At 69.8% G+C, this 24,931-nt stretch carries 24 protein-coding genes; 10 read left to right on the top strand and 14 right to left on the bottom strand.

Features of this window, described 5'->3' with window-relative positions:
• Positions 1–84: 84 nt before the first annotated feature.
• The 10 genes from ACZ6IM_RS39605 to ACZ6IM_RS39560 all read right to left on the bottom strand — a co-directional run bounded on the left by ACZ6IM_RS39605 (position 85) and on the right by ACZ6IM_RS39560 (position 8,184).
• Positions 85–501 (bottom strand): conjugal transfer protein TraB, encoded by a 417-nt coding sequence (locus tag ACZ6IM_RS39605; protein WP_217246115.1) that lies wholly within the window; start codon positions 499–501, stop codon positions 85–87.
• A 14-nt stretch (positions 502–515) separates the two neighbouring features.
• Positions 516–2,315 carry an ATP/GTP-binding protein gene (locus ACZ6IM_RS39600; RefSeq protein WP_469563840.1) on the bottom strand — a complete coding sequence of 600 codons (1,800 nt, stop codon included), beginning with the start codon at positions 2,313–2,315 and terminating at the stop codon, positions 516–518.
• Between the two features lie 579 nt (positions 2,316–2,894).
• Positions 2,895–3,131, bottom strand: a complete 237-nt coding sequence (locus ACZ6IM_RS39595; RefSeq protein ID WP_307018443.1) for a hypothetical protein — start codon at positions 3,129–3,131, stop codon at positions 2,895–2,897.
• Complete coding sequence (locus tag ACZ6IM_RS39590; RefSeq protein WP_307018441.1) at positions 3,128–3,619, bottom strand: hypothetical protein; 492 nt, start codon at positions 3,617–3,619, stop codon at positions 3,128–3,130. Before ACZ6IM_RS39590 ends, ACZ6IM_RS39595 begins: the two co-directional genes overlap by 4 nt.
• Before the next feature lie 123 nt (positions 3,620–3,742).
• A complete protein-coding gene (locus ACZ6IM_RS39585; protein ID WP_469563836.1) occupies positions 3,743–5,458 on the bottom strand; it encodes a DUF2637 domain-containing protein in 1,716 nt (571 codons plus the stop codon).
• Between the two features lie 241 nt (positions 5,459–5,699).
• The gene (locus ACZ6IM_RS39580) at positions 5,700–6,059 is read right to left on the bottom strand and encodes a hypothetical protein (RefSeq protein ID WP_469563833.1); all 360 of its coding nucleotides are present in this window, start codon (positions 6,057–6,059) and stop codon (positions 5,700–5,702) included.
• A 110-nt stretch (positions 6,060–6,169) separates the two neighbouring features.
• Complete coding sequence (locus tag ACZ6IM_RS39575) at positions 6,170–6,478, bottom strand: WhiB family transcriptional regulator (RefSeq protein ID WP_469563831.1); 309 nt, start codon at positions 6,476–6,478, stop codon at positions 6,170–6,172.
• A 161-nt stretch (positions 6,479–6,639) separates the two neighbouring features.
• Entirely contained in the window at positions 6,640–6,822 is a 183-nt protein-coding gene (locus ACZ6IM_RS39570) for a hypothetical protein (RefSeq protein WP_437012557.1), read from the bottom strand.
• 82 nt (positions 6,823–6,904) lie between these two features.
• On the bottom strand, positions 6,905–7,069 hold the full coding sequence (locus ACZ6IM_RS39565) for a hypothetical protein (RefSeq protein WP_469563829.1): 165 nt from the start codon (positions 7,067–7,069) through the stop codon (positions 6,905–6,907).
• A gap of 734 nt (positions 7,070–7,803) precedes the next feature.
• Complete coding sequence (locus ACZ6IM_RS39560; protein WP_469563826.1) at positions 7,804–8,184, bottom strand: hypothetical protein; 381 nt, start codon at positions 8,182–8,184, stop codon at positions 7,804–7,806.
• Between the two features lie 264 nt (positions 8,185–8,448).
• On the opposite strand from ACZ6IM_RS39560, the gene ACZ6IM_RS39555 reads away from it, so the two are divergent.
• From ACZ6IM_RS39555 to ACZ6IM_RS39545, 3 genes are all read left to right on the top strand, one after another.
• On the top strand, positions 8,449–9,201 hold the full coding sequence (locus ACZ6IM_RS39555; RefSeq protein ID WP_469563824.1) for a GntR family transcriptional regulator: 753 nt from the start codon (positions 8,449–8,451) through the stop codon (positions 9,199–9,201).
• A 182-nt stretch (positions 9,202–9,383) separates the two neighbouring features.
• Positions 9,384–10,421, top strand: a complete 1,038-nt coding sequence (locus ACZ6IM_RS39550) for an AAA family ATPase (RefSeq protein WP_307018427.1) — start codon at positions 9,384–9,386, stop codon at positions 10,419–10,421.
• Positions 10,418–10,987 (top strand): phosphotransferase-like protein, encoded by a 570-nt coding sequence (locus ACZ6IM_RS39545; protein WP_469563819.1) that lies wholly within the window; start codon positions 10,418–10,420, stop codon positions 10,985–10,987. Before ACZ6IM_RS39550 ends, ACZ6IM_RS39545 begins: the two co-directional genes overlap by 4 nt.
• A 7-nt stretch (positions 10,988–10,994) precedes the next feature.
• On the opposite strand, the gene ACZ6IM_RS39540 is transcribed toward ACZ6IM_RS39545, so the two are convergent.
• Complete coding sequence (locus tag ACZ6IM_RS39540; RefSeq protein ID WP_469563816.1) at positions 10,995–11,834, bottom strand: NAD(P)-dependent oxidoreductase; 840 nt, start codon at positions 11,832–11,834, stop codon at positions 10,995–10,997.
• Positions 11,835–11,838: 4 nt separating this feature from the next.
• Positions 11,839–12,483, bottom strand: coding sequence for an HAD family hydrolase (locus ACZ6IM_RS39535; protein WP_469563814.1), 645 nt, complete (start codon positions 12,481–12,483; stop codon positions 11,839–11,841).
• Positions 12,484–12,576: 93 nt separating this feature from the next.
• Here ACZ6IM_RS39535 and ACZ6IM_RS39530 point away from each other — a divergent pair, with 93 nt between their 5' ends.
• The 5 genes from ACZ6IM_RS39530 (at position 12,577) to ACZ6IM_RS39510 (ending at position 20,636) form a co-directional block, all read left to right on the top strand.
• Entirely contained in the window at positions 12,577–12,843 is a 267-nt protein-coding gene (locus ACZ6IM_RS39530; protein ID WP_469563811.1) for a helix-turn-helix domain-containing protein, read from the top strand.
• A gap of 959 nt (positions 12,844–13,802) precedes the next feature.
• Complete coding sequence (locus tag ACZ6IM_RS39525) at positions 13,803–16,358, top strand: hypothetical protein (RefSeq protein ID WP_469563808.1); 2,556 nt, start codon at positions 13,803–13,805, stop codon at positions 16,356–16,358.
• On the top strand, positions 16,355–17,191 hold the full coding sequence (locus tag ACZ6IM_RS39520; RefSeq protein WP_469563806.1) for a DciA family protein: 837 nt from the start codon (positions 16,355–16,357) through the stop codon (positions 17,189–17,191). The genes ACZ6IM_RS39525 and ACZ6IM_RS39520 overlap by 4 nt, the downstream gene beginning before the upstream one ends.
• Before the next feature lie 112 nt (positions 17,192–17,303).
• Entirely contained in the window at positions 17,304–18,464 is a 1,161-nt protein-coding gene (locus tag ACZ6IM_RS39515; protein WP_469563803.1) for a serine/threonine-protein kinase, read from the top strand.
• A gap of 345 nt (positions 18,465–18,809) precedes the next feature.
• Positions 18,810–20,636 carry a zinc finger domain-containing protein gene (locus ACZ6IM_RS39510; protein WP_469563801.1) on the top strand — a complete coding sequence of 609 codons (1,827 nt, stop codon included), beginning with the start codon at positions 18,810–18,812 and terminating at the stop codon, positions 20,634–20,636.
• Positions 20,637–20,717: 81 nt separating this feature from the next.
• Here the strand turns inward: ACZ6IM_RS39510 and ACZ6IM_RS39505 are convergent, their stop codons facing one another.
• Together ACZ6IM_RS39505 and ACZ6IM_RS39500 are read right to left on the bottom strand one after the other, a co-directional pair.
• Positions 20,718–21,620 (bottom strand): DUF4231 domain-containing protein, encoded by a 903-nt coding sequence (locus ACZ6IM_RS39505; RefSeq protein ID WP_469563798.1) that lies wholly within the window; start codon positions 21,618–21,620, stop codon positions 20,718–20,720.
• 27 nt (positions 21,621–21,647) lie between these two features.
• Positions 21,648–22,208: a hypothetical protein gene (locus ACZ6IM_RS39500; protein ID WP_469563911.1), complete on the bottom strand. Its 561-nt coding sequence runs from the start codon at positions 22,206–22,208 to the stop codon at positions 21,648–21,650.
• A gap of 254 nt (positions 22,209–22,462) precedes the next feature.
• Here ACZ6IM_RS39500 and ACZ6IM_RS39495 point away from each other — a divergent pair, with 254 nt between their 5' ends.
• Together ACZ6IM_RS39495 and ACZ6IM_RS39490 are read left to right on the top strand one after the other, a co-directional pair.
• Positions 22,463–23,992 (top strand): hypothetical protein, encoded by a 1,530-nt coding sequence (locus tag ACZ6IM_RS39495; protein ID WP_469563795.1) that lies wholly within the window; start codon positions 22,463–22,465, stop codon positions 23,990–23,992.
• Entirely contained in the window at positions 23,989–24,186 is a 198-nt protein-coding gene (locus ACZ6IM_RS39490) for a hypothetical protein (RefSeq protein WP_469563792.1), read from the top strand. The genes ACZ6IM_RS39495 and ACZ6IM_RS39490 overlap by 4 nt, the downstream gene beginning before the upstream one ends.
• Positions 24,187–24,931 lie beyond the last annotated feature (745 nt).

Raw genomic sequence — 24,931 nt, 5'->3', positions numbered from 1 at the left:
GACGTTCTCCTTCGGGAGTGACGATGGGCGGCCCGCCGTCGGTGGCGGGCCGCCCATCGGGGACTTCGACGGGATCGGGGGGGGTCAGTGGGCGAAGAAGCCCGGCTTGGGGGTGCGCTCCCTGCGACCGGAGCGAACGGTGTCCAGGCCCTCGTACAGCCGCGCGTGCGTACGCCGCGCGGCCGTGGCCAGGCCGGACACCTCCTGGGCCGTCTCGTGGAGCTTCTGGACCTCGGTGGCGGCGCCACCGAGAGCGACGGCCACCTGGTTGGTCATCTCGATGAACTTGCGGTCCAGTTCGGCGTTGGCGATGTCAACGGCCAGGCCCTCCGTGCGCTGGGCGTTCAGGCGCATGCGGCGCAGCAACTGCTCCAACTCGTCGCCGGCCAGGTCCATCGCGGTGCCCAGCGTCTTGAGTTTCTGCTGGACGGCCTTGTAGCGGTTGTCGCCGTCGGTCGTGGCGGCAGCGCCGCCGCCGGTGGTGGGCGCGAGGTCGCTCACAGCGAACCTCCTTCCTAGTCGTGGTGGGCGGCGGCGGAGGCGTGGGCCAGGCCCGCGTCGTCCATGGCCGCGATGTCCTCGCCGTAGACGCGGCCGACCGACATGGCGGCGATCCGGGCGGCCTCGGAGGCGACCTCGCACTCGGTGGCGCACCGTTCGGCCAGCTGCTTCATGCGGTCCGCGGCGTCGGCCAGGTCCGTGACCTGGCCGACGACCTCGGTGGCGATGTTGTGGTCGCCGACCAGGTCGGCCGCCATGTCCCGCAGGGCGTCGGCGACCTTGCCGAGCGCGACGGCCAGCTCCTGGGCACGGTCCTTGTCGAGCGCGGCGGCGATCGCGATGTTCACGATCTCCATCAGGTACTCGCCGAAAGTGATGTCGGTGCGGTGCTTGGCCGCCATGCCGGCCTGGCCCGACGTGGGCCTGCTGACCTCCGATGCCACGGGGTCCTCCTGTGCGGTGGGTCGGGTGGTGCCAGGACGCTGGGTGTGGGGCTCGGGGGCCCGGGGGAGGCTCGCCGTGTTCGCGACGGTGGCTCCGAAGGGGTCGGCCGCGTCTTCGACGATGACCGCGTCCGGGATGACTTCCTCAGCCTCTTCGGACTTCGGGGAGCGGGTCGGGCCGCCGGGGCGGTCCACCGTGACCTTCAGGTCTTCGGGCCGGAGCCGTGAGGGCTCCTCCGCCTCGGGCGGGGTAGCGTCCTCTTCGGACTTGGTGAAGAAGTCCTTGATCTTCTCCCTGAACGAGCGGTCGTCACCGCTGTCGCCCGTGCCCGGCGGGTCCTTAACGTCGTCGGGCTTGGGGCCGTCCTTCGCGCCCCTGCCGCCGGGGCTGTCAGACGGCTTCTCGCCGCCCTTCTTGCCGTCGTCCGGCTCCTTGGTCGCGGAGCCGTCCCTCGGCCCGCCAGAAGACGACTCAGGGCCGTCCTTGGGCATCTTCTTGGTCGTGGCCTCGGAGTCCTTGGCGTCCTTGGCCTTGTGGTCCTTCGCGGGTTTGTCCTTCTCGGTTCCACGGCGTTTGTCCCAGCGGCGCTGCGCTTCCTCCGCCACGGCCGCACCGAGGGTGGTGCGGTCGTCGGCGGCCTTGGCGGCCTCCCGCTTCGCCTTCCTCGCGGCCTTCCGCTCGGCTTTCGCCCTGCGGCGTTCCTCGCGCGCCGCCTGGTTGGCGGCGCGGTCCTGGTCGCGGTCCTTGCTGCGGTCGGCGAGGTTGGCGGCCTGGTTGGCGCTGCGCCGCTGCTGCCGGGCGGCCTGCCGGGCAGCGGCGCGCTCCTGGCGGCCGCGGGCCCGTTCGGCCCGGGGGCTCGAGGCCGGCGAGTTCTGCGTCCTGCCGCCGTCGCCCTTCGAGCCGCCCTTGCCGGAGCCCGAGTTGCCCGAGCCGCTCTTGCCCGAGCCGCCCGAACTGCCCTTGCCCGTGCCGGACTTACCCGAGCCGAAGCCTCCAGAGCCGTTCTGGCGGCCTTTGGAGCCCCCAGACGACTCATTGCCCTTGGAACCGCCCCCACGGCCGCCAGCGGACCGATCAGAACCCTTCCCGGCGCCCTTGGGGGAGTTGCCGCTCCCGGAGCCGCGACCGGTGCCGCCGGACCCGTTCGTCCCCGAGCCTCGGCCGCCGCCGGTACCGCCCCGGCCTGAGCCGCCGGAGTTGCCGCTGCCTCCGCGTGAGCCGCCCCCGCCGCCGGCCTTCGAGCGGCCGCCCTTGTCGGCGCCCATGCCGGAGCTGGAGGACCGCGCCGCGTCGGCCTTGCCGCGCGCCGCCGCCTTGTCGGCCTTCGATTTCATCTGTGCGGCGTGGAGCTTGGCGTTCTGCTCCATCATCGCGGTTTCCTGAGCGGTGCGGGCTTCCAGAAGCGCAGCCTTACGCGCTATTTCAGCCTCACGGAAGGGCGCTTCCCCGGCGTGCCGGTCCCGCGCCACTTCCAGCCGGTATTCCAGCCAGTCACCGAGGCGATCGGCGAGAGAACGAGGCTGCTCGTATTCGCCTTCCTCGTATTCTCCGTCGTCGGGATCCGGCGCGTCGGGCATTCCCGTTTCCCGCAAAGCGATTTCCGGGGAAATAGGTCCGCGAATAGCCGGGAGTTCCATTGTCGTCTCCGCCGGAGCCTCCGGAGGGACGGCATCGCCCGAGTCACTGTCGGGCGGTTCGCGATAAAAGAGATCCCCGCCGTCGGGAGCGTCCGGCATTCCACCGGAATCGCCGCCCCGGCTGGGGAGGCTGATCACGTTGCTGTCGGTGTCGTCGGACACGCGACCCCTCCTCCTGGGCTTGACAGTCGGCACCGGCCTCGCGTATACGCGTGCGCGCCACGCGCGGCGCGCGTAACGCGCGGCACGCGTTGGAACCGCCGAAGGGCCGTCCCCGAGATCGGAGACGGCCCTTCGTGTGGGACGCGGAAGCTAGCGGCCGTGACGGCTGTAGACGTTGCTCAGGGCGAGCGCGACCTCACGGATGAAGTCCGTGTTCCCTGCGCGATACGCCTGCGTGCCTCGGATATTCACAACCCGAAGCCAGTAGTAGAAGATGCCGAGGTCTTCGCCGTGCTGAGCGATCAGTTCTTGCTTGATTTTCCGCTCGTGTTCTGCACGGTTGAAGTCCTTTCGCTCTGCTCTCGTGAGCGGGCGACCGGCACTCACGCCGACTCCCTGCGGTCCAGGTTGTAAATCGACGTGGGACCACCATAGCCCATATTCGGGCTCTGTGCACCCTGCTGCTCCGTGTTTTCCGGGGCGGCCTGGAGCGGCGGGTTGTTCTTACGCGCCTTGAGCTGGGCCTTTTCCTTTCGGTTTTTCCTGACCTCTTCCACCTTTTCGTCGTGGGCGTGGCGCCTATGGGCGCTCTTTTCCAGCCCGGAACTAATGCTCTTGAGGTCGTTGAGAACGTCGTTCAGGGACTTTTCCACCGGGAAGGAGCGCAGGAATGCCTGGCCCCACTTGTCTCCCTCCACGCGGGTCTTGCGGCAGTGCAGGCGGGTCTCGCGCTGGAGGATCTCCAGCTTGGCCTGCATGTCCAGCACGACCCTGTTGAAGTCCGCGAGGTAGTGCGCGTAGGCGGCGGGGTTCTGCGCGATCTCGCGCAGGGCCGCGTTCGGGTCGTCGAAGAAGGGCTTGTCTTCGGTGCTCACGGGGTCCTCCGTGGGGGTCGGATCTGCTGTACTCGGGGGGCTGTTGACTGCTTCCGGCAGTCGCAGCGGGGGCCAGCCCGAATCCCGCGGGCTGGCCCTCACTGGTGTGTGCCGGACGGTGGATCAGGGGCGGTAGCCGCCGGCGATGAGCGCGACGGCCTCCTGGCGGTACTTGGAGGCGGTGTCGGTGGACGACACGTCGAACTCGCGCTGGATGTCGGCGATGGAGATCCGCTCGCACAGTTCGTGCTGGATGTCCTCGTACGCCAGGCCGTCGGGGAGGAGGCCGGCCGCGAGGGCCAGGCGGGCGACCTTGCGGACCGCGCGCTGCCTCGAGGTCAGCTTCGCGGCGTCCTCGATTTCGACCGCGCGCCGCTCGACTTCGGCAGCGGCGAGCCGGGCTTCGGCAGCGGCGTACTCGGTTTCGGCTTCACGCTTGCGGGCCGCCTGCGTGTTCGCGTCGGCGGTCGCCTTGCGCTCGTTCTCCTCCGCCGTGAGCCGGTCGGCTTCGGCGGCGCGGCGGCGGGTTTCGGCAGCGGCCCGCTCCGTTTCGGCGGCGGCGCGGTCGGCTTCGGCAGCACGCTGCCGGGCCTCCGCGATCTCCGCTGTCTCGATGGCCTGAGCCTCCGCCGCGGCGACCCGGTCGGCCTCCGCCGCGAGCCTCCGCTTCTCCGCCGCCTGGCGCTCCAGCTCCGCCGCGCGGACGTCCGCGGCGGCCTTGGCCTCGCGCTCCTGGGCCTCCTTGCGCTCCGCCTCCGCTTCGCGGGCGCGGGCCTCCTTGATGACGGCCGTCTCCAGTGCGGCCTCCTCCAGCTCAGCGGCCCGCTCTGCGGCGCTGACCTGGGCTCGGGCGTGCGCGCGGGCCTGGCCGGTCTCGCCCTCCACCCGGGCGCGGACGGCCTCGAGCTGGCCCTCCGCCTCCAGCCGGTCGGCTTCGGCCTTCTTACGCGCGAGCTCCCGGCGCGTCTCCGCGTCCAGGCGCCGGCGCTCCGCCTCCTCCGCGCGGGCCTCAGCAGCGCGTTCCTGCTGCTCAGGCATCGCGAGGGCCTGCGCGACGGTGTAGCCGTGGGGGGCCATCTTCATCGGCAGCAGTTCGTCCTCGGTGGCCTTGCCGAGGTCGCCGTCGTACTTGCGCTTGAGCCACTGCTCGTAGCCGATGAGCTCCTGCTGGCGCCGGATCATCTCCGGGTAGGAGGTGACGTTGTGCAGCCGCATCCGGCGGTAGAAGACCGGGGTGGCGATGGGGGAGAGGATCCAGCGGTGCAGCGGGATCCGGTCGGTGACCGTTCCCGCCTCCAGCCTGGCCTTTTGGATGATCAGGCGGCGGGCGGCCTCGACGCCGATCACGAACAGGATCGGCATGACGCCGTGGCTGGCGGCCTGGACCGGGTCGGTGCCGATGTGGCCCTGTGAGCTGGCGTTGAACCAGATCGTCGCGCCGGTCATGGCGTGCGCGGCCATCCGCAGGAGCGGCCACGGGGTGCCCTTGCGGATCAGGTACAGGTCCAGCGCGAGGAACGCGATGATGCTGGCGTCGACGCCGACCGGGAACCAGGGGGCCAGTTCCTTGCTGAATCCCCAGCTCAGGGCGACCTTGGCCAGGGTGCTGTAGGACATCGCGAAGCCGATGACGCCGACCAGCGTTCCGCCGATCGCGGCGACGAGGGACAGGGCGGTCATCAGCCGGTCGCGGGTGGGCTTGATCGTCTTCCGCTTGTCCGTTCGCGAAACGCTCTGGGCCGTGCCCGAAACCTTCTCGGGTGCGCCCGAAGCGCGGCCCGGCGGGTGCGAAGCGGGGGTGTCGGGAGCCGCGGTCTGCGGCATGTCGGTGATCGTCATGGGGGCCTCCGGAAGGGGTCGTTCAGGGTGGGGTCGAAACGGCGGCCGGTGCTCCCGAAACGCGGGGGGTGCGTTCCCGAAACGGCGGTCGGTGCGGACGGTTGATCACGAAACTGGCACCGGCTCTACCCGCTCCGGGCGCACGAAAAGGCCGGCCTCCCGAGGAGCGGGCGGCCGATGCGGGGGAGCGCTGCCGGGCGGACCCGAAACTGTCTGCCGCTCCCGCCGGGCGGGAACGAAATCAGCTCTCGGGGAACTGCGCGCCGTGCCGGCGGAGGTCGTCGGTGGTGATGCCGAAGTGGCGGCACCGCTCGATCAGCGGCTGGAGCGCGGTGCCCGCGGTGAGCGCCTGGGGCGAACCGACGCCGTGCTGCTCCTGGACGGCGATCAGTTCGTTGATGGCGGTCGCGGTGCGGGCGGCGTGCTGCTCGAAGCGGCCCTCGCCCACCCACTCCTCCGCGATGATGTGGAGGGTGGTGCGCCAGCTGCCGTTGTAGTCGTCGGGGTCGATCGGCGGGATGTCGCTGCCGAAGATCGCGAACGCGGCGGCCTTGGCGGCGGCTTCCGTGCCGGGCTGGAACGGGGTCATCGTCGTGGCCATGTGGCCTCCCTCGACTGTCGGTCCGGGCTGTCCGGCTCCCCTTCACCGCCCGTCCCGGCCGCCGTGGTGCAGCGGTCGGTGCGGGCGGATCAGGCAGCCGCCAGAACGGATCAGGCAGCGGTGCGACGGCGGGCGGCGCGGCGCTTCAGGTGGCGGCGCTCGTCCTCGCTCATTCCGCCCCACACGCCGTGGTCCTCGCCCCTCTCCAGCGCCCAGGAGGCGCAGCGCTCCAGGACGGGGCACCTGCGGCACACCGACTTGGCCTCCTCGATCTGCAGGAGTGCCGGACCGGTGTTGCCGATGGGGAAGAACAGCTCGGGGTCTTCCTGCGTGCAGGCGCCCGCATCACGCCAGTTGGTGTTGACCGGCAGGCCGACGGAGGGGGCGTGGCTGGTGCGTACGATGGACTCGCGATTCATCAGGGCCTCCCAGAAGGTCCAGAGCAAGAAGTCAGCCCCGGGGCGGCCACCCCGGGGCTGTCGCGTGTTGTGGCGGCCGGACGGCCGGAGCGGGCGGGAGCTCCCGGCGCTCTCCGCCGGCCCCGCCCGGACAGGCGCGGGGACGACGGGCAGGGCCGGGGTCAGCGCTGCTTCTGTCGTGCGGTGTAGGCGTCCTGGAGACGGGCGAACCGCTCGTGGATCGGCACCCCGTCCGCACACGGCGTCTCGCCCTGGCAGGCCGGGCAGTCGGCGGTGTGCTTGGCAGAGTCTTCGAACGCCTTCATGTAGCGGACGAACAGGTCGTCGGTCGGTCGGGCGCTCATCGGCGGTTGGCCTCCGACCGCTGGTTCTGCTCCCTGTTCTTCTGCGAGAGCGCCTCGCGTTCGGCGTCGGTGAGGCTGGTGATCACGCCGCCACCTCCCAACCGGCCAGTGCCGGCGCGGCGGTGGCAACGAGGGCCAGGGCGACGTTGACGCGGGCGATGTCCTCGGGCTCGTAGCCCTTGGAGTCGTCCTCGCGCTCGATGTCGTCGATGATCCCGGCCCGCGGCTGCGGCGCGGTGCGTGTCATGCTGTGTCGCATCAGGTCCTCCGAGTCAGGTCCTGGACAGCCCCGGGGGTCCGATCCCTGGGGCTGTCGCGTTTGGTAGAGCCGGTGTCCACCGCGCTCTCCACCGCCCACCGACCGACCCGAGGGCCAGGCGGCGGGCGACTGGGCAGCGCGGGGCTGCGAAGTGCTTGGTGTTGCGGTGCGCGGCCTTCTGCCTTCCGCGCTGACCACCTTTCGACCGGGAGGTGGAGTGCCCGCGACCACTGGCTCACCCGCCGGGTCGTGCGATGTTCCGCTTACCGGCTGGGGGCTGTCGTCGCGCTACCGCCGCAAGGTGCTGCGGGGGAGGGTGATCGCTCGGCCCACGCGACAGCCGAAGCAGACCGTGGTCTGCCTTGCTGCCGCTCCGTGGCACGAAGAAGGGTCGCTCTCACTTCCCCGCCTCGTACCGCCGTTCACGGTGACCGGGATTCTGGCTCCGGTCGTGCCCTTCTGACGCGTCAGTCACCAGTCCCGCAAGGACTGAGGCCCGGTTCACCCTTACGCGCAACACCCGGCCAGTTGCCTGGTCAGGGGCGGCAGTCGTCACACCGGCTTTCGCGTCTTCGGTTCTCAAGGAACGGTCACTCCCCGGTCCAGCCACGTGGTGCTGGTGCGGCTTTTCCGGGGGCTAGGCGGTCGGTGAATCTGGCCGCTTCGACCGCCGCCACTCGAGGTGGCGACGATGGGAGCCGTCAGAGCCGAAGGGCAGTGGGTCAGGCCGCGAGCGGCAGGGGCGCCGCGGCGGCCAGCGGCGTGATGCGCAGCTGCGCGGCGTAGGGGAGGAGCACGTCGACCAGGCGCTCGCGCACCAGCTCGGTGGCGATCGGGTCGGTGGCGACGATGTCGCGGGCGGCGAGCAGTCGGCTCTCGCGGGCCTCGATCGCGGCGATGGCGGCGGTGATGTCCAGGCCGTCCAGCTGCTCGTGGGGGAGGGAGCCGTCCTCGTACATCTCCAGCGGCGTACCGAAGGACACGTCCAGGTCGACCCCGCCGAACTCGGGGACCCCGACGTCCAGTTCGTCCAGCAGCGCGAGCGTCTCGGCGTCGAAGTACTCGGTGGTGAGGCTGGCGGCGGGGCGGGAGATGACGTTCATGGAGTGGTGCTCCTCTCGGATGTGCTGAGCTCGGGAGACGTCCCGATGGCGAGTGGGCAGGGCGAAGCAGCACCTCTTCGGCGCCCCCACCCCGACCTCGTTAGCGAGGTTCGGTGCGCTTTCAGTACACCGATCCTCGTTAGCGATGTCAAGAGTTACGTTAACGAGGTAGGCTCTCTCGGCGGCTCTCTCACACACCGGGACGCCCTTGCCGGCTCCTCGATAGCCAGCGGCCGTAGGATCGCTAACGAGGTAGGGAGACGTATGGCGAGTGACACGGGCGAACAGCGGCCCAAGTACCAGCGGATTGCCGACGACCTGAAGGCGGCGATCGAGTCCGGCGAGTACGGCCCCGGTGATCGGCTGCCTGGCGAGAGCGCTCTCGCTGCCCAGTACGAGGTCGCTGTGCTTACCGCCCGCCAGGCACTGAAGATCCTTCGGATCGAGGGCCTGGTGGAGACGAAGAGGGGCGCCGGCGCTCGAGTCATCGAGTTCCGCCCGATCCGGCGTCACGGCATCCAGCGACTCGCACGGGAGCAGTGGGGCGCTGGCAAGTCCATCTGGTCCGCTGACGAGGAACGGCCCGTCACGATCGACGTCCGCGTGGACACCGTGGCTGCACCAGCGCACATCGCCCGGATGCTGGACGTTGACGAGAACGAACTCGTCTGCGCTCGGTCCCGACGCTTCGTGCTGGACGACAGGCCTGTCATGCTCGCAACCTCGTACCTGCCTCTTGGCCTGGCCGAAGGCACAGCGATCATGAGCGTGGACACCGGCGAAGGCGGCACGTACGCGCGGCTCGCTGAGATCGGGCACGCACCCGCTCATTTCCGCGAAGAGATCCGATGCCGGCTGCCCGTCGCTGAGGAGGCCGAAGGGCTGGCCATGCCACTGGAGCGCCCCGTCATCAAGCTGTGCCGCACGGCCTTCGACGCTGAGCTTGAGGCCGTCGAAGTCAACGAGATGACCATGGACAGCGCGGCCTACGTGCTGGAGTACGCGTTCGATGCCTGAGCGCCCCACCTCGCCCATTTCGAGCCCCCTCGTGACTGGTCGTCTTGTGGGGGCCATCACACTCGCGAGCGCCGCAGCACAACATCACAAAGGCTTGTCGAAGCTCGTGCACACCCGTGTTCACGGGTTTTCAACATCTACGTACACATGGGATTTGCGGGCCTGGCTCTAGGCTCACGGCCATGACGATCACGGAGGGTCACAGGGTGGGGAAGCACCGAGCGGGCTGGCGTCCGGACAAGCTGCGCGAGCAGCGCGAGGCTCACGGCCTGACCCTGGAGAAGGCCGGTGAACGCCTCCGTCAGGTTGCTGAGCAGGCCAGGCTGAAGGGCATCCCTGCCGCGAATCCGCAGACTCTCTGGCAGCACGAGCAGGGCGAGGTATACCCCGGCCCGCACTACCGACGCGCTTACTGCCTCCTGTACCGGGCCACTGAGCCCGACCTGGGCTTCCGAACCGCCCTGCCTGGTGAGGAGACGTCCTTCAAGATCACACCGATGGACGACCGCCTCAACGGGTCGCATGTATTGGCGGTTGAGCGAGCCGTTCACCGCATCGCGCCGGGCTCCGGCGAAGCCGACCACTTCGACTTGCAGCAGCGGATCATCGACGCGTGGAAGCGTCGGCACACGGGCGGTGACCCCCACCGTCCGGTGCTCATCCTGGTCGGCGGCTTCGCCGGAAGCGGCAAGACCGAGCTCGCACGCTTCTTCGTTCAGCTCACTGGCTGGCCGCTGCTCGACAAAGACCCGCTCACCCGCCCGCTCGTGGAGCGCCTCCTGGTCGCGCTGGGCGGCGACGCGAACGACCGGCACACCGAGCTCTACCGCGAGAAGGTCCGGCCGGTGGAGTACGACTGCCTGATGCAGTCGGCCATGGCCAACATCAAGTGCGGTATCTCCACCGTGTTGACCGCCCCGTTCATCGCGGAAATGACCGACCCGGACTGGATGCAGCGCCTGTCCAACCGGGCCGCCTCCATGGGCGTCGACGTCTTCCCCGTCTGGGTGCGCTGCGATGAGGAGTCGATGCGCGAGTACATCACCTTCCGCTCTGCAGCCCGCGACGCATGGAAGCTCCAGCGGTGGGAGGAGTACATGGCCACGATCGACCTCGGCCTGCGCCCAGCTGTACCGCACCTGGTCGTCGACAACCGGCTGGGGACCGCAGTCACACTCGCGGACCAGGCCCGGCAGGCGATGGGGGCGATGTACGCATGACCGGACGTCAAGGCCTGATCTTGTACGGCCCACCGGCCTCGGGTAAGGACACTGTCACCGCCGCGCTCAGCGCACTCAACTCCAAGTACGCACAGTTCGCGCGGCTCAAGGTCGGGACAGGCAAGTCGGCCGGCTACCGGATGGGCACGGCGGAGCATCTGCACGAGTTGGAGACCGCGGGCGACGTCGTCTACGCGAACGCCCGGTACGGCAACACGTACGCGATCGACCGGCCCGGCATCGACGCCGCGTTCGCGGTCGGGGTACCCGTAGTGCACCTCGGGCAGGTCGACGGCATCCGGGCGCTGGTCAACGGCTACCCGGCCGACTGGTCGGTGGTGCTCCTGTGGTGCCCGCGCGAGGTGACCGAGCAGCGATCGGCGGGGCGCGGCGACAGCGACACCGCAGCGCGCCTGGCAGCATGGGACGCGACCCGCGAGGACCTGAATGCGCACCCGGGCATGGTTTGGGACCTGACGGTGGACACCACGGCGGCGGCCCCGCAGGACTCGGCGCGGCTCATCGACCAGCTGCTGGCGCAGCGGGCGGGAGCGGCGACGGCATGAGCGCAGGCTACGGCTGGGCGAGTCGGTCCAAGGCGTCGGTGAGCGTGAGCGAGCCGTCGTCCTTGGCGTCGTTCCACCGTGCCAGCGTGGACGCCGCCGCGCGCAGCATCTCCGGCGGAAGGCCGGCTGCCTCAAGCGCGTCGGCAGCTTCCTCCAGTTCCGGACCCCAGCGCCAGGCGCGCGCGGCGGTCTTGGCGACGTACCGCGGCTCGGAGAGGTACGAGTCGGCTCGCCGGGAGGCGACCGCGATGAGCTCCTGGTCGACGCCGTGCTCGCGCGCCATCCCGACCGCGAGCGCCACCAACGCCCGGCTGGTCTTCTGGAAGCTGGCGTACGACAACTTCAGCGCAGACGCCTTCCCCACCTCCGGGCCCAGCACCGCAGTCCGAACGGCAGTGCCTGCGAACAGTGCCTCGAGGCGCGCGGTCGCGGCAGCCGGGCCGGACAGGTACAAGGTCGGCGTCTTGCCGCCGACCGGCGGGGAGCCGACGACGCCGCCGTCCACGACGGTCGCGCCGTGCCCGAGCAGCGCGGCGATCCGCTTCATTCGCTCGGGGTTGATGGCGTTCGCCTCCACGTACACCCCTGCGAAGCGGTGCCCGGCGACGTCACGGGCCAAGTCCTCGGCAGCGGCCGGCGGACAGAGGCTGATGACGATGTCGCTGCGGTCCAGCAGCTCGGACAGGGTGGCCACGGGTGTCAGCCCGAACTGGGCGGCTCGCTCCACGGACGCGACGCTGCGCCCGGTCTCGCACCACAAGACCTCTACCGCGTTGGTCGCGGCGCAGGCAGCGACGGCGGCGCCCATGCTGCCGGGGTGGAGGATGCCGACGGTCGGCTGGTCCACGGTGCTACTCCGTCTCATTGAGCAGGATGGTGATGGCGTCGGTGACGTCGTCGACGACGCGGTGCGCGTCGGGGAGCCCCTCGGGCCAGGGGCGGCCGCGCAGCCAGATGGTGCGCAGACCGGCCTGGTGGCCGCCACCGATGTCTCCGGTCGGGTTGTCGCCGACCATCCAGCCGCCCGCGAGGTCGACGCCGCACCGCGTGGCCCCGAGCTCGAAGAGGCGCCGGTCCGGCTTGCGAATCTCCAGGTCGCCCGAGGCGGCGACGCCATCGACCAGGTCGGCGAGGCCGGTCCCGGCGAGCTTGGCACGCTGGATGTCGCCAGCCCCGTTGGTGACGACGCCGATCGTCCATGCGGCCGCGCGCAGGCGGGCCAGGCCCTCGAGGACCTCGGGGCGGCAGGTAACAGAGGCCGCCATGAGGTCGATGTACTCCTGCCACAGGTCCGCGGCCGACACTTCCAGGCCGAAGGATTCCCGCAGGCGGGCGAAGTCGGCGGCGTTCGCGCGGTCGGCCAGCTGGGTGCGCAGCCACTGATCGGCGGCCGGAGGGAGACTACGGGAACGGCAAAGGCCGGTCACGGCGTCGCTGAGCGCCGTCTGACGGTCGACCAGCGTGCCGTCCAAGTCGAAGAACACAAGGCGAGACACGGGCACGGAGACTACCGGGCACCGAATGGAGTGCAGTTCTGGAGATCACTTCGTGTATCTTTTCAGGGACTGTTCTCTAGACTGGAGGCTGGCATGTCGGATCCGCTGCGTCGAGTTGATGCCCTGGTGGATGACGACACGCTCCCAGCACCTGACGTCCGGCAGCGCTTGCGTGTCGCTGCTGGTCTCACCCAAGCCGAGGTCGCCGACGCCATCGGCGTCAAGCGTGTTGCAGTCGCGCGGTGGGAGGCAGGGCTCACCAAGCCCCACCGCGGCAATCGTCTGAAGTACGCGCACTTCCTCCGTCGCCTCGCCGGGAAGTACCCGTCCGCCCTTCAGGAGGTGCCGGATGAGACCTGATCTCGAGCCCCCTTTCGGGCATGCCGACTCCGCCATCGGAATCGAGGGGGTCGGGGTGACGTAACCGCCACCGGCCGCGCGCACCAGAAGAGGGTTGCCGCCCTCCTTCGGCCTCGCGCGGCCCGTCTACCGCCTGGATCCCTCCAGTGCGGGCGTTCAGATCCCGGTGCCAGCCGGTTCTGAACCGCAGCTCAGCGAGCTGCAGATACCAGTTCGGCCCTTCATGGGCCAACAACAAGCGCAGGACCCCTGCCAGGGGGTTCTGCAATCCGTTCCGCAGGGTCCCTGCCAAGGGCTCCGCAGACCGTCCGTCCGAATCACGCAAGGAGAGAAAGGACTCGCCTCAGGTTCTTCGTCCGGTCACCCGCTCCTCCCGGAGGGGGCGCGCCCACCCATCTGCTGAAACACACTCGGTGATACGCCGAGTGATACATCAAGGCGGTCGTTCTCATAGTGCCCGAGAGTGGTGTCCCCTGTCAGCTTGGCCCTGTCCGTTTCACACCGGTTCAGGCATGCCGACCGTCCCGTGTGACGAGATCGGCATCCTCTTCGCACCTCATTTGCCGTTCTGTAACAAAAGTTAGATTTTCGGTAAGAAGCAACAAGAGCAGCGGTTTCGGAGCGTCCTCGAAGGTCTCGATCGCGGCGTCGGACGCCCCGCTCATGCACCCCCTCGCGGAGGTCTTCAACAACTCCGTCGATGGCGGCGCCCGTAGGGGCGGCTTCCCGTGTGGCGGGACGGTTTCCAAGATTGTTGCCCGCCGGGCGGGAGCGCCGGGGGTGATCGGGGCTCTGCGTCCTCTGTCCACAGGCCGCCCGGTGGAGGGTCAGCGGGTGGATGACGAATCGCGTGTTCCGGCTGCTCAGAGGGGTGTCCGCTTTGGCGTGTACACCGGCCCGATGACGATGCAGACGGCTTCGGCTCTGGTGGTGCCCATTGCTCTCGGGGCGGTGGGCCGATGAGCGCCATGGCGGCACGGGCCGCTGCGTTCGCGCGCCCTCGTACGGAGTTGTCCGTACCGGCCGGGCCGGTCCCGGAGCGGGCGGCGGGTCATCCGCTGTCGCTCGGGCGGGATGCCCGCGCCCGTCTGGGTGGCGCGGTTCGCACGCTGCTGGACTTGGCCAGCCTGGACGGTGCACCGGACGCGGTGCGCCTGGCGGTGCTGGTGCTGGCGTCGCGGACGCCGTCTGAGACCGGTGTGGTGAGGATCCACACCTCCGAGCTGGGCCGGTGGATCGGCATGTCCGCGTCCTACACGGCCTCCGACGTGGTGCCGATGCTGCGCCGCTCGGGCGTGGTGTCGGTGGAGACCGAGAAGGGCGAGTACCGCGAGGACATCGGCCTGGAGTGCAAGGTGCTGCCCCTGTGGGCGGTGCAGGACGTCGTCGGGCACCCGCTGAATCTGGCGAAGAAGGAGTACGCGACGCTGCAGCGGCTGCTGGAGGCCGTGATGGCGCCGGGCTGGAAGCACAAGGACGGCCGGGTGACTCCGGCCGGGCTGATCGGTACGCGTACCGGTCGGGGGGCAGCGACGGACCGTCTGGCGCTGCTGCTGCTGGTGCTGGAGGCGCGGGAGACCGGGCGAGTGCGGCAGTGCGGCGGGACGGTGGACACCAAGCGCGGCCGGGCCGCGGCAACGGTTGCCCGGCTGCTGGGGTGCACGGCGTCGGCGGGGGAGCGGGTGCTGTCGCGCCTGGAGGACCGGGAGCTGGTGCTGCGGGTGCGGCTGAAGACGGGCTCGGGCCTGGCGAACCGGTCGCGGCTGATGGTGCCGGCGGTCGCCGTCGCGCACGGCCGTACGGTCGGCGACGACGTCCAGGAGAACCGTGCGGAAGCCCTGGAGCCCGAGTTTTCAGACCCCGACGATGCGGCAGGGCCTGGTGAGGCGCCGGAGCTGGAGACGGAACCGCAGGTCAGCGGCGTGCCGGTGACGGATGTGGCGCACGTTGCAGAGCCCGACGTTGCGGCAGCCCTTCACACTGACCACCCTCACCTGGTTACTCCCGTCTCTTCCCCCGCTCTCTCTGGTGGCTTTTCCGGCGAAGGCCGTGGGGGTGAAGGTCGTCGGCCGGAGCGCGCGTGCGCGGGCGAGGACCAGGCCGTCGACGGCGAGGACGCCGCTGCCGGTTCGGTGTCGCCGATGGCTGACGACGGCCCGCTTCGCGGGGAACAGCCGAAGGAGTCCCGGGTCGATGAGCGGGGTGGGCAGCGTGCTGCCGGGGCTGGTGCCGGTAGCCGGCCGAAGGCCGTGGGCTGGGACAAGGCGCAGCAGCAGCGGGGGGTGGGCCTTCCGGCTCGTCCTGCTCTGCAGGTGGCGCTGGGGCCGGTCGCGGGACTGTGGGCGCAGCTTTCCGGCTGGCAGCAGGACCAGGTGCAGGCGGCCGCGGATGCGGAGATCAAGCGGCTGGAGGGCCTGCTGGAGCACCAGGGCGGCGGGCCGCGGCTGCTGGCCGACCGGCTCACCGACCGGCTGAAGGAGACCGGCGGCGAGGCCCTGGTCGATAAGCCGTATGGGTGGCTGATCCGCAAGGGCCTCGTGCAGCGACAGGCGTGCACGGACCGGCGCTGCGACGACGGGATCCGGCTGGACACCGGCGCTGACTGCGAGATGTGCGGCAACGTGGTGCACATCCGGCGCGCCCGCCGCGCGAAGATCGCGGCGCAGATCGACCGGGAGCTGCCCGGCCTGGGTGACCGCGAGCGCCGCCGGGTCCTCGAGGAGCGGCTGCGGGAGCAGGTGGCCATCGAGGCGGAGGACCTCGTGTGGCGCCGCGAGCAGGCCCGTGCGGAGCAGGCCCGCCGCGATGCCGCCCGTACGGCTGCCCGGGAGCGGGCGGAGCGCGAGCGCCAGGAGGCGGCGGCCGCTGAAGCGGTGCGCCAGGCCCTGCCGTGCGAGGACTGCGGGCGTGACCAGGCGGCCGGGCTGTGCGAGGCGTGCGACCACCGCCGTCAGACCGAGACCCTGATCGGTGAGGCCGGTCTCCTCGCGGCGGCCGGCTCCGCCGACCTGTCCGACCCGGGCGACGTCGCGACCGTCACGGCCGGGGCCCGGACGGCCATCGGCAGCGGCATCGCCGCCGCGTGGGAGGAGTTCCTGCAGATCACCGACGTGGCTGCCCTGGAGGCCGATCCGGAGGTCGCGAGGGACGCGTACGCGTTCACCGCGTTCGAGACCGCACGGCAGGCCGTCCAGGAGTGCCAGGCCACCGCGCTGGCGATGCTGGGCCGGACCCAGGAGGCCGAAGCCGAGGCCCGGCGGGCGTTCAAGGCTGAGCAGGGCCGTCCCTGGTTCCAGCACAACCCGACCGGCGCGGATGCCGTCGCCGCCGCAACGAAGGCTGCCGACGCGGCCCGGGAACGGGTGGCCGGGTACCTGCTGGCGACGCGGCTGGAGCAGCTGCGCGAGCACCACGCCGCCCCCACCGAGACGGCCGTGGCCGCGCCGTGGACGGACAGGCTGCCGGAGCTCGCCGCGCGCCCGCTGGACGGCGACGCCGGGGCGGTGATCGCGTGAGCACCGAACCGAGCGGGGTCGACCTCGCGCGCCAGGCCCTGGTCGCGGCCAGGGAGGCGGCGAAGAAGAACGGCACCACCCAGACGAAGAAGGCGAAGCGGCGCACCGGCACCGTCGTACGCCGCGACGGCCGTGAGCCGCTCGGGCTCGGTGCGGCGATCGGCATGATGATGACCGAGCGCGGCATGGTCGCCCCGGCCGCCGGCGGCAGCGTCCTCGCCCAGTTCGACGACATCCTCGCCGCGGCCGCGCCCGAGCTCGCCGGGCACGTCCAGGCCCTGGGCTTCGACGCGGACACCGGCCGCCTGGACGTCACTCCCGACGCGCCCGCGTACGGCACGCAGCTGCGCTGGAAAGCCCCGAAGCTGATCGCGGCGGCCAACGAGAAGGTGTCCGGCGCGAACGTCCGCACCGTTCACGTCCTGGCGCCCGCGCCCGCGAAGGCCGGCCCCGCCACCGCGGCAGCCGCCCCGGCCCCGCAGCCGAGTGCACCCGCCGTGCCGGTGGAGCGCCGAATGCCGCCGGAGGGCTACCGCCGTGCGATCGAGGCCCACCGTCAGGCCGCCCGGCTGTCCCTGGCCGACCCCGCTATCGCGGAGGCAGTGGAGCGGCAGACCGCCGCGATGCGGGCGCTGTCGCGCCGGGCGTTCCCTGAACCCGACGTCGGCGCGGACGATGCTCCGGCCCCGATGGACCAGGCCCGCGCCCAGCGCCGCCGCCAGGCCGCGGCGACTGAGGCCGCCGCGCTGCGCCGGGCTCGGCAAGAGCGCGCGGCGCGGGAAGCCGGGACGCCAGCCATCGGCCCGCCAGCTGCTTTGCGAACCACGGCCTGAGCCGAAACGCGGTAGATCAGCACCCCCTGTTCCAGGTGGTTGTCCCGGCGTAGCGTGACGGGTACACGCCTGGTCCACCGTGCGTCGCGGTGCGTACCGAGAAGGGGGAGTCGTGCGGGCAGGGACCGTGCTGGACGGCCGCTACCGGCTGATCGAGGCGATCGGTGCGGGTGGGTTCGGGCAGGTCTGGAAGGCGCACGATCCCAAGGTCGACCGACTGGTGGCTGTCAAGGTCCTCGCTGGCGACGGCGGCGCGGACAGTAGCCAGCAGGCGGCCCGCTTTGCCCGCGAAGCCGCGGTCGCCGGCGGCCTGTCCCATCCGCACATCGTCACCGTCCACGACTTCGGCTCCGCCATGCACGACGGCCGGCTGCACGCCTATCTGGTGATGGAGCTGCTTCGCGGCAAGCCTCTCAGCGCCGTGTTGAAGGACGGCCGACTGCCTCTGCCTGATGCCGTTCGGTCGGCCGTCTGCATCGCCGACGCCCTGGGCACCGCACACGGGGCAGGCCTGACCCACCGGGACATCAAGCCGTCCAACATCATCGTCCGCTCCGACGGTCAGGCGACGGTGGTCGACTTCGGCATCACCAAGAGCAGCGACGAACGGCACGACATCACCACCAGCGGCGTCCTGATCGGCACCCCGGCCTACATGGCACCCGAGTGCTTCAACGGCACGTTCGACCACCGCTCCGACCTGTACTCGCTCGGGTGCGTGCTCTACGAGATGCTCACCGGTCACCAGCCCTTCATCGGGAACTCCTGGCACCTGATCAACCAGCACCTCAACGAACAGCCGGCTCCTCTGCTCAAAGTGCGGCCTGCCATCCCGCCCGAACTGGCGACGCTCGTCAAACGGCTCCTGGCCAAGAATCCCGACGACCGCCCGTCCGACGCTTTCGAGGTCATGCTGACTCTCCGCAAAATCGACCGGCGGTACTACGACGAGGACTCGCCCAGCCGTGGGCCGGACCGATACGTCCGATCTGCTGTGAGCCCTCAGATCGCAGCCTTCGGCGCAGTCAAAGGGCTTCGCCTCACCGACCTGAACCCCTGCCTTGAGTGCGCCTCCCCGCCTGGTGCGCAAGGCACGCGGGACTGCGACTCGTGCCACGGAACTGGCGAGGTCCTCAAAGAGACAACACACCGGATTCGCTTTCCACCAGGCGTCCGCGCCGGACAACGACTGCGGCTCAGGGGACTGGGCTGGCCGGGAAGGAATGGGGGCGAGGCGGGGGACCTCTTCGTCGTTGTACGGATCGAGGGATGACGCCCAACCGACCCGGCATCGCGCCGCGGGGCGTCGGTCGCACGGGACGGCATGAGGGCCAACGAGCGGGCGCGTTCGGCTGAACCCCGCCTGGAGTATGGGAAGTTCGCACCCTGCCGCCCGCAGTGACGGGTGGCTACGCTGCCGAGTATGCCCGAAGCATCGTCAGTGGCCCGGCCCGAAGCGGCAGTCCTACGTTGCCGCACTGGAGCTCCCGTCGTACGCCCGGCCGCCGGCCTCAGACATCACCGTCGTGCGTCGCGACGGCACTCAGGAGACTCGGCCCGCCCTGGCTGGCGAACCTCACTGTGAAAATCTGAGGTGGGGCGGCAAGAGGGGGAGCGCGTGGCTACAGACAGACGGCGAATCCAGACAGCGGTGCTGGGCGGCCCGGACTCGGACGAGCCGCTCATGCTGCCAATGGAGGCCATCGAGTTGGATGCCTTCCGACGGCATTACGAGGGACGCACCTTCTGGTGCGGAACGCTGCTCGGAGGATGCGGCGGGCAGCTGACCACGAAGCTCTACACCGACAAGGTCTGCCATTTCGCGCACTACGCGGATCCGGACGGTCTGCCGCACGCCTGCGGCCGCCATGCCCGCGGCGTGAACAGCGCCGATCACCTGTACGTGAAATCGGCGGCCGCAGCTTGGCTCGACGCCAGCGGCGAGGACGCTCACTTCGACTACGCCCGTCCCGAAGGCGCACCACTCGGCTCCGTCATCGACGTCCACTGGTCGCGTGGCGCCCTGCGCGTACACCTGGACCACGCAGTGCCTCCGGCATGGGACACCGGCCTCGAGCCCGTGCTCGCCCAGACTGTTCCCGTCGAGCGCGACATCCTGATCCGCCGCTGGTACGTGCACCGGATCCGGCTCGACAGCGACGGCACCGCGCGGCGGGTTCGTATCGGCACCGAGGCCTTCGCCCGGGACACCGAATGGTTCACGCTGGACGACTGCTACATGACCGAGCGCGGCCTGACGACCCCGGCTGTGGAACGCATCATCCGCTCCCGTACCGCCACCCCGCCATCACGCTGGCCTGCGACGAAGCCCAAGAAGCAACCGGACGCCGACACTCGCGCACAGGTGCTGCTGCGCCAGCTGGCCAACGCACGCAAAGTCGACGCCGTCGTCGTCGTGACCCGGGTTTGCAACGACATAGCCGACCTGAGCGGCGTGAGCGCGGTAAGGCGAGCCGAACTCGACGACGCCGTACGGGAGGCGCACCTGTGGCTTCAGGGACAAGCCGACGTCCGGCGCGAGCTGTTCCAGCGACTGGACCAGGCCGTGGCCGAAGCACACGTCACGGAGGCCCGCGAACTGCTGACCCGCGTCAACGCGACTCAAGCGCACGAACGCACCGACGACGAGAACCGCATCGCCGGTGCCGCCGCCTCCTTCATCGCCGCTCGCACCCGGGCACGGGAAGCGGCAGAGGCACAACGCGAGAAGCGACAGACGCCGGACTGGGTCGCGCGAGTCGCTGCGGACACGGTACGCCGCGTTCTTTATGACCTTCGATATCGCAACCGGCGCCACATGTCGAAGGCGACGCTGCACAGGCACGCGCAGAACCTTGCCGAGAACGCCGCCAAGGCAGGCAAGCACCTCTCCGCATCCCACCGCCACGAAGTCGAAGGATGGGTGCGACGCTCCGAAAACGCCCGCAAGGGTGTCGTCCCCGCAGCTCAGGCGCACCCCACCGACCAGAGCACGACACTGGCGAAACCGGACACCGCCCCGAGCGACGCTGCGAACAAACCTGCGGCGCATACGGTCCCGGTGTGGGTGTGGAAAGACCACTACGGAGTCCTGCGAGCCGCCGACCACCAGACCCGTCCCGAAGCCACCGTCCGGCACGTCCCGCTTCCCAGAGACGCCGGCCCGCTGCAACGCCTCTACGGCAACCTCACCCGCATGATCACCGAGCGGCAGAACGCCAGCGGCCCCGTGCACGCCAACCGGAGCACACTGACGGTGCGCCTCTGGGAGACACCCGACGGGCACCTGACCGCAAGCCTCACCCGGCGTAAGGGCGCCACCATCGCGTCCTTGACTCTGCCCGCCGAACTGGAGCCGCTGCGCGAGTTGCACGCCAAGGTCGTCGCCCAGATGGAAGCCCGCGGGATTCCCCGCCAGCCGTGGACGAAGCACAACAAGCGATGAACGCTGCCCCGCCGCCCGTTGGTGGCGGGGTGGCACGACCACCTCGAGAGCGCGGCCGCTGACGCGAGTCGCTGTGCGGCCTCAGGCGGCTGGCGGCTGGCCGGACGGGGCGGCCTGGTCGGCAGGCTGGTCCAGCTGCTGCTGGCGGCGCCGCTGCTCGTTCCGGTGTTCTTCGACCCGCTGGGTGAACAGCTTCAGGGCCTGCTGCTCCTGGTCCGCGCCGAAGTCGCTGTAGGGGCCGACGCCAAGGGTGAAGGCATTGGCCTCCTCTTCGATGGCGTCAGCGGTCTGGAGCAGGAAGTAGCTGCGCTCGCGGTACTTGTAATAGCCGGTGAAAGCGGCTGCCACTGTGACGGTGAAACCGATGGACACGATCGTGATGTTCTGCCACGTGTACTGGTTACGCGTGTCCAGAGCCGCGACGACCGTCGTAGACGCGGAACCAATCATGATGAGGTTCTGCAGCGTGTTGTGGACGCGCCGGTACTTGCGGCTATCGGTCCGGTGCTGCTCGATGACGCCGGCGACGTCCTCCCGGTAGAGGCTGCGCCGTTCCTTCACGGTCGGGTGGTAGAGCGCGCTCAAGAACCGCAGAGAGTCACGGTTGGTCTCCAAAGCCTCCTCGAGCTCGCCAAGGGTGACGCTCCCCTGTCCCCTCCCTGCCATGAAAGCTGCTGACCCGGACAGCAGCAGCAGCGCGCCACAGACGATATCGACGCGGACGAACTCAGAAGGGGAGCCCCAGAACAGCGCCGTCCAGAGCGCACCAGTCAGGAAGGAAGCAGCTGCGATGAGCAGCATCACGAACTGGTGGAACCTTCTGCGTCTGCGGCGGGTCACGCCCCGTTCCATGTTCCTCACGATCTGCCGGAGATTGCGCAGTGTGGTCCGTTCGTTGTCGGCGGTCTCCTGCTGTTCGGCGCTGAGCACCTCCTCTGCATCGCTCATACGGCGGGGTGCGTCGTCATCGAGACTGCGGGGCACGGATTGTCCTTCCTCTCATGCTCCCGCTCAGCGGGCGAACGCTTCGGTCAGGCTGATGCGGTAGCCGTCCTCTTCCATCAGTACGACGGTGACGCCGAACGGGTCGGGGTGGTCCAGCTCGATCGGAGTGAAGGAGAAGTTCACTGCGGCCTGGATGGGCGGCACGAGTTCGCCGCAGGGCTGCGGCTCGGGGGCTGGCCTCCAGTCCGGGGCGACCGATGCCCAGCCCTGGGAGCTGCGGGACAGGAGCCGCTCGCTGTAGGGGAACTGGTGCAGGACGTGCCCGGCCGGGGTGGCGAGCACCATGTTGAGGCACGGTGCCGGGCCGACGATCGGCAGCTCGCAGGCGGTGGCAACGTCGTGTGTCTCCCAGACGAGGACGACTTCGTCCGCGCCGGCCGCCGCGGCGATGTTCGCGAGTTCGGCGATCCCGGCGAGCGCGTCCTGGCCGACCTTGAGCGGGCGGACCCAGATCAGCCCGACCAACTCGCCGCGCACCAGCGGCATCATGAGCGGGCGTGGTACGACCCCCTCGCTCAGTGAGGCGGTGTACGTCTCCTTCGCGACGCCGACCAAACCGTTCCACATCCGCGCGTCCACGGAGGCCCCCATATTTCGACTGTTCGTGATCACAGCCGACCCTGGCACGTGAAGTGATGCGGTGTCAGCGCGATGATCGGCCAGCCCTTCCTGCGGCGAGTGCCGGGCTGATGAAGGGGGAGCCGCCCAACAGTGCAGTGTGGCGTGAATCACAGCAGGTGTCGGAAAAATGAGTGCCGGATCAGCCCTCTCCCGCCGCAGGTAGGTGAACAGACTTACCCAAGCGACAAAGGAGGCCCGAGATGCCTGCGGCTTCAACGCCGGACTCGGCACCCGAGGACGCCGCTCAGCGGCCTGCTGCAGTGCCGTTCGAGACAACAGAAGAGCCGCTCGCTCCTTCAGCGGAGGGATGCAGCTCGCCCGACTCGCCCGAAAACGCGGCGCTCGACGAACTGGGCGACGCCGGACCCGCGGCGCCGATGGACAGGTCCGACCTGACCATGGACGGGTTCGAGCTGAACCATGGCGCCTTCCCACTGCTTGACGACGCCGTCCTGCACTCCGGCGGCCTGGCTGACGTCGTGGACACAGCCTCCTTCTGGTCTGGCGTCAGCGACTCCATCCAACCGCTGCTCGGTCTCAGCTCAATGCGCAGCAAGTTCACCGAGCAGACGAGCTTCGTCCTCGCCCCGGTCTTCGCCGGAATCGACCTGGCAGTTCCCCGGCTACCCAACATCGGAGAGATGGCCGGCCAGTCGCTGCTGGACGGACTGGGGGCCCGCAATGCCGCACTGTCACCGCTGGCCAGCATCCGGCCCCAGATCCTCTCGATGTCCGAGACCCTGAACTCCGGACTGCCCTCGGTCGTGAGCACGCTGGGACTGGTGGACGGACTCAACCCCGCCTGGGCGGCCTTGTCCGTTGTCGAGCCGCAGGTCAGCAGTCTGGTGGGATCGGCTGCTCGCCTGTCATCGATGGCTGACGCCTTCCAGCCGCTGGCCGGTCTTGGTGAACTCGTTCGTCAGCCGCACTTCGCCCTGGCTCCGGTGTTCGAAGGTCTTCCCGCTCTGGTGCCTCCGCTGCCCAGTCTGGCGAGGATGGCAGAAACGCTCGCACCATGCTTCGCCATCCAGGCGGGAGTGCCGCGGATGATGCAGGAGGCGCTGCGCACCCTGCCGTCGATGGCGGACCTCGTCGGCGGCCATATGGCCAACCTCTTCGCCGGAGTTCGGTCTGTCGCCGACTGGGCGAAGCGGCTGAGGCCCTCCGTCCTTGCTGAAGCCCGCTATGCCTTCGACGCGTACATGAAGGGCGACACAGAGCCGATGAAGGACTTCCTGCGCCGCTGCCTGCGTCTGTGGCCGGTGCAGGAGGATCACTGCCAGGCCCTGGCTGTGGCGATGGTCGAACGCGCCTGGGAGCAGGAGGCCGACCTCACTGACGACCGGTCGGTGCGCAGGGTCTTGGTCCGGTACGCCCGCCAGGGCTGCGACTTTGAACGCGATCACCAGATCCACGGTGCGCCGATCGGATACATCCCGGAGGGATGGGAGCAACCGGACGCCGTGCCCGGGCCGGAGGATCTGGTGATCCCCCGGCTCGTTCCCTGGGCCCAGCGGTTCGAGACCGCTCCGGTGCGCTACGTGGCGGGACAGTTCAACGAGCAGGAACAAGCTCTGGTCCGCGCCTGGTCGGAGAACCACCCCCTGACGTGGCCTGAAGCATCGGACCTGGTGCAGCAGGATGAGGCTCAAGGAGAGCGGACCCGACGCAAACTGCACCGCCTCGGCAAGGAATGGCGCAGGCGCGAGATGCTCCAGGAGCTTCCGTGAGCACGCCGTCCGACCGATCACAGGAACCGCTGATGACTGTACGGGCCGCGGTCATCTTGATGCTGGGCACGCAGATTGCCGTGGCCGCTGGCGTGTTGACCGTGCTGGCAGGGAACGCATGGGCTGTCGCGGTACTGGCTGCTGGCGGCGCCTTCGCCGGCGCAGTTGCCTTCGCGCGGTCCGTGATCGGTTGAACCGGCCCGGGCGGACAGGACGCCCGGGCCGACGCCGTGGTCACAGGAAAATACGCAGGGTCTCTGGTGACCAGGCCTCGCCGCCGCCGCCGCGTGTGCTGCGCTCCGTCGATCCAACGGGTATGTGAGGCTTCCTCGAGGGGCAGGTCGGCCATGAAGGCGGCGATGTCGCCGCCGCGGGTGTTCTCACGCAGCCGGACGAGCGTCGCGGCCACCTGGCCCTGGTCGTCGCGGACGGCGGGGTGGAACGCGAGAGCGAGGTCCAGAGCGAGCTCGGCCGGGAGGAGGCCGCCGCCCTGGGCGTCGCCGACGTGCCCGCGCCTGACACCGCACCCAGGCCGGAGACCTGTTCGGGACGGGACGGAGACGTGCCGTGCGGGCGGAAGCCCCTGCCGTCGCACAGCCTCTGCGGGTCCACCGCGTCCAGGAGCTCGCCGGGGAGGTCGCCTGATGACCGAGACCCCGAATCTCAGTGGCGTCGCCCCTGGCACGCGTGCGTGACTCATGACCACCAGCTGATGACCCACCACATGGACCGCTGCGGCGAGACTCGGCCAGGAACTTCTTCACCTGGACCACAGGTCCAGCGCCTCACGGGCCTCGGCTACCTCAGCCTCGGCTGCACCCTTTGGGACCAGGCATAAGCAATCACTGAGCCGTTTTCATCCTGTCTCTGTGGGGTGAAATGGCAGGTCAGCGGGGGTGTGTAACGAGGCGAGGCTCCTGGTCGTTGCGGTGGTGTTCT

This window comes from Streptomyces sp. NPDC042336, from assembly GCF_055581985.1.
This window is presented reverse-complemented; position numbering and strand designations above follow the sequence as displayed.

Excerpts from the sequence above, each read along its gene's own strand:
- ACZ6IM_RS39600 (WP_469563840.1), bottom strand. The coding sequence starts at position 2,315 with ATGATGGAGCAGAACGCCAAGCTCCACGCCGCACAGATGAAATCGAAG.
- ACZ6IM_RS39585 (WP_469563836.1), bottom strand. The coding sequence starts at position 5,458 with ATGACGATCACCGACATGCCGCAGACCGCGGCTCCCGACACCCCCGCT.
- ACZ6IM_RS39580 (WP_469563833.1), bottom strand. The coding sequence starts at position 6,059 with ATGGCCACGACGATGACCCCGTTCCAGCCCGGCACGGAAGCCGCCGCC.
- ACZ6IM_RS39575 (WP_469563831.1), bottom strand. The coding sequence starts at position 6,478 with ATGAATCGCGAGTCCATCGTACGCACCAGCCACGCCCCCTCCGTCGGC.
- ACZ6IM_RS39570 (WP_437012557.1), bottom strand. The coding sequence starts at position 6,822 with ATGAGCGCCCGACCGACCGACGACCTGTTCGTCCGCTACATGAAGGCG.
- ACZ6IM_RS39565 (WP_469563829.1), bottom strand. The coding sequence starts at position 7,069 with ATGACACGCACCGCGCCGCAGCCGCGGGCCGGGATCATCGACGACATC.
- ACZ6IM_RS39560 (WP_469563826.1), bottom strand. The coding sequence starts at position 8,184 with ATGAACGTCATCTCCCGCCCCGCCGCCAGCCTCACCACCGAGTACTTC.
- ACZ6IM_RS39555 (WP_469563824.1), top strand. The coding sequence starts at position 8,449 with ATGGCGAGTGACACGGGCGAACAGCGGCCCAAGTACCAGCGGATTGCC.
- ACZ6IM_RS39550 (WP_307018427.1), top strand. The coding sequence starts at position 9,384 with ATGACGATCACGGAGGGTCACAGGGTGGGGAAGCACCGAGCGGGCTGG.
- ACZ6IM_RS39545 (WP_469563819.1), top strand. The coding sequence starts at position 10,418 with ATGACCGGACGTCAAGGCCTGATCTTGTACGGCCCACCGGCCTCGGGT.
- ACZ6IM_RS39530 (WP_469563811.1), top strand. The coding sequence starts at position 12,577 with ATGTCGGATCCGCTGCGTCGAGTTGATGCCCTGGTGGATGACGACACG.
- ACZ6IM_RS39525 (WP_469563808.1), top strand. The coding sequence starts at position 13,803 with ATGAGCGCCATGGCGGCACGGGCCGCTGCGTTCGCGCGCCCTCGTACG.
- ACZ6IM_RS39500 (WP_469563911.1), bottom strand. The coding sequence starts at position 22,208 with ATGTGGAACGGTTTGGTCGGCGTCGCGAAGGAGACGTACACCGCCTCA.
- ACZ6IM_RS39495 (WP_469563795.1), top strand. The coding sequence starts at position 22,463 with ATGCCTGCGGCTTCAACGCCGGACTCGGCACCCGAGGACGCCGCTCAG.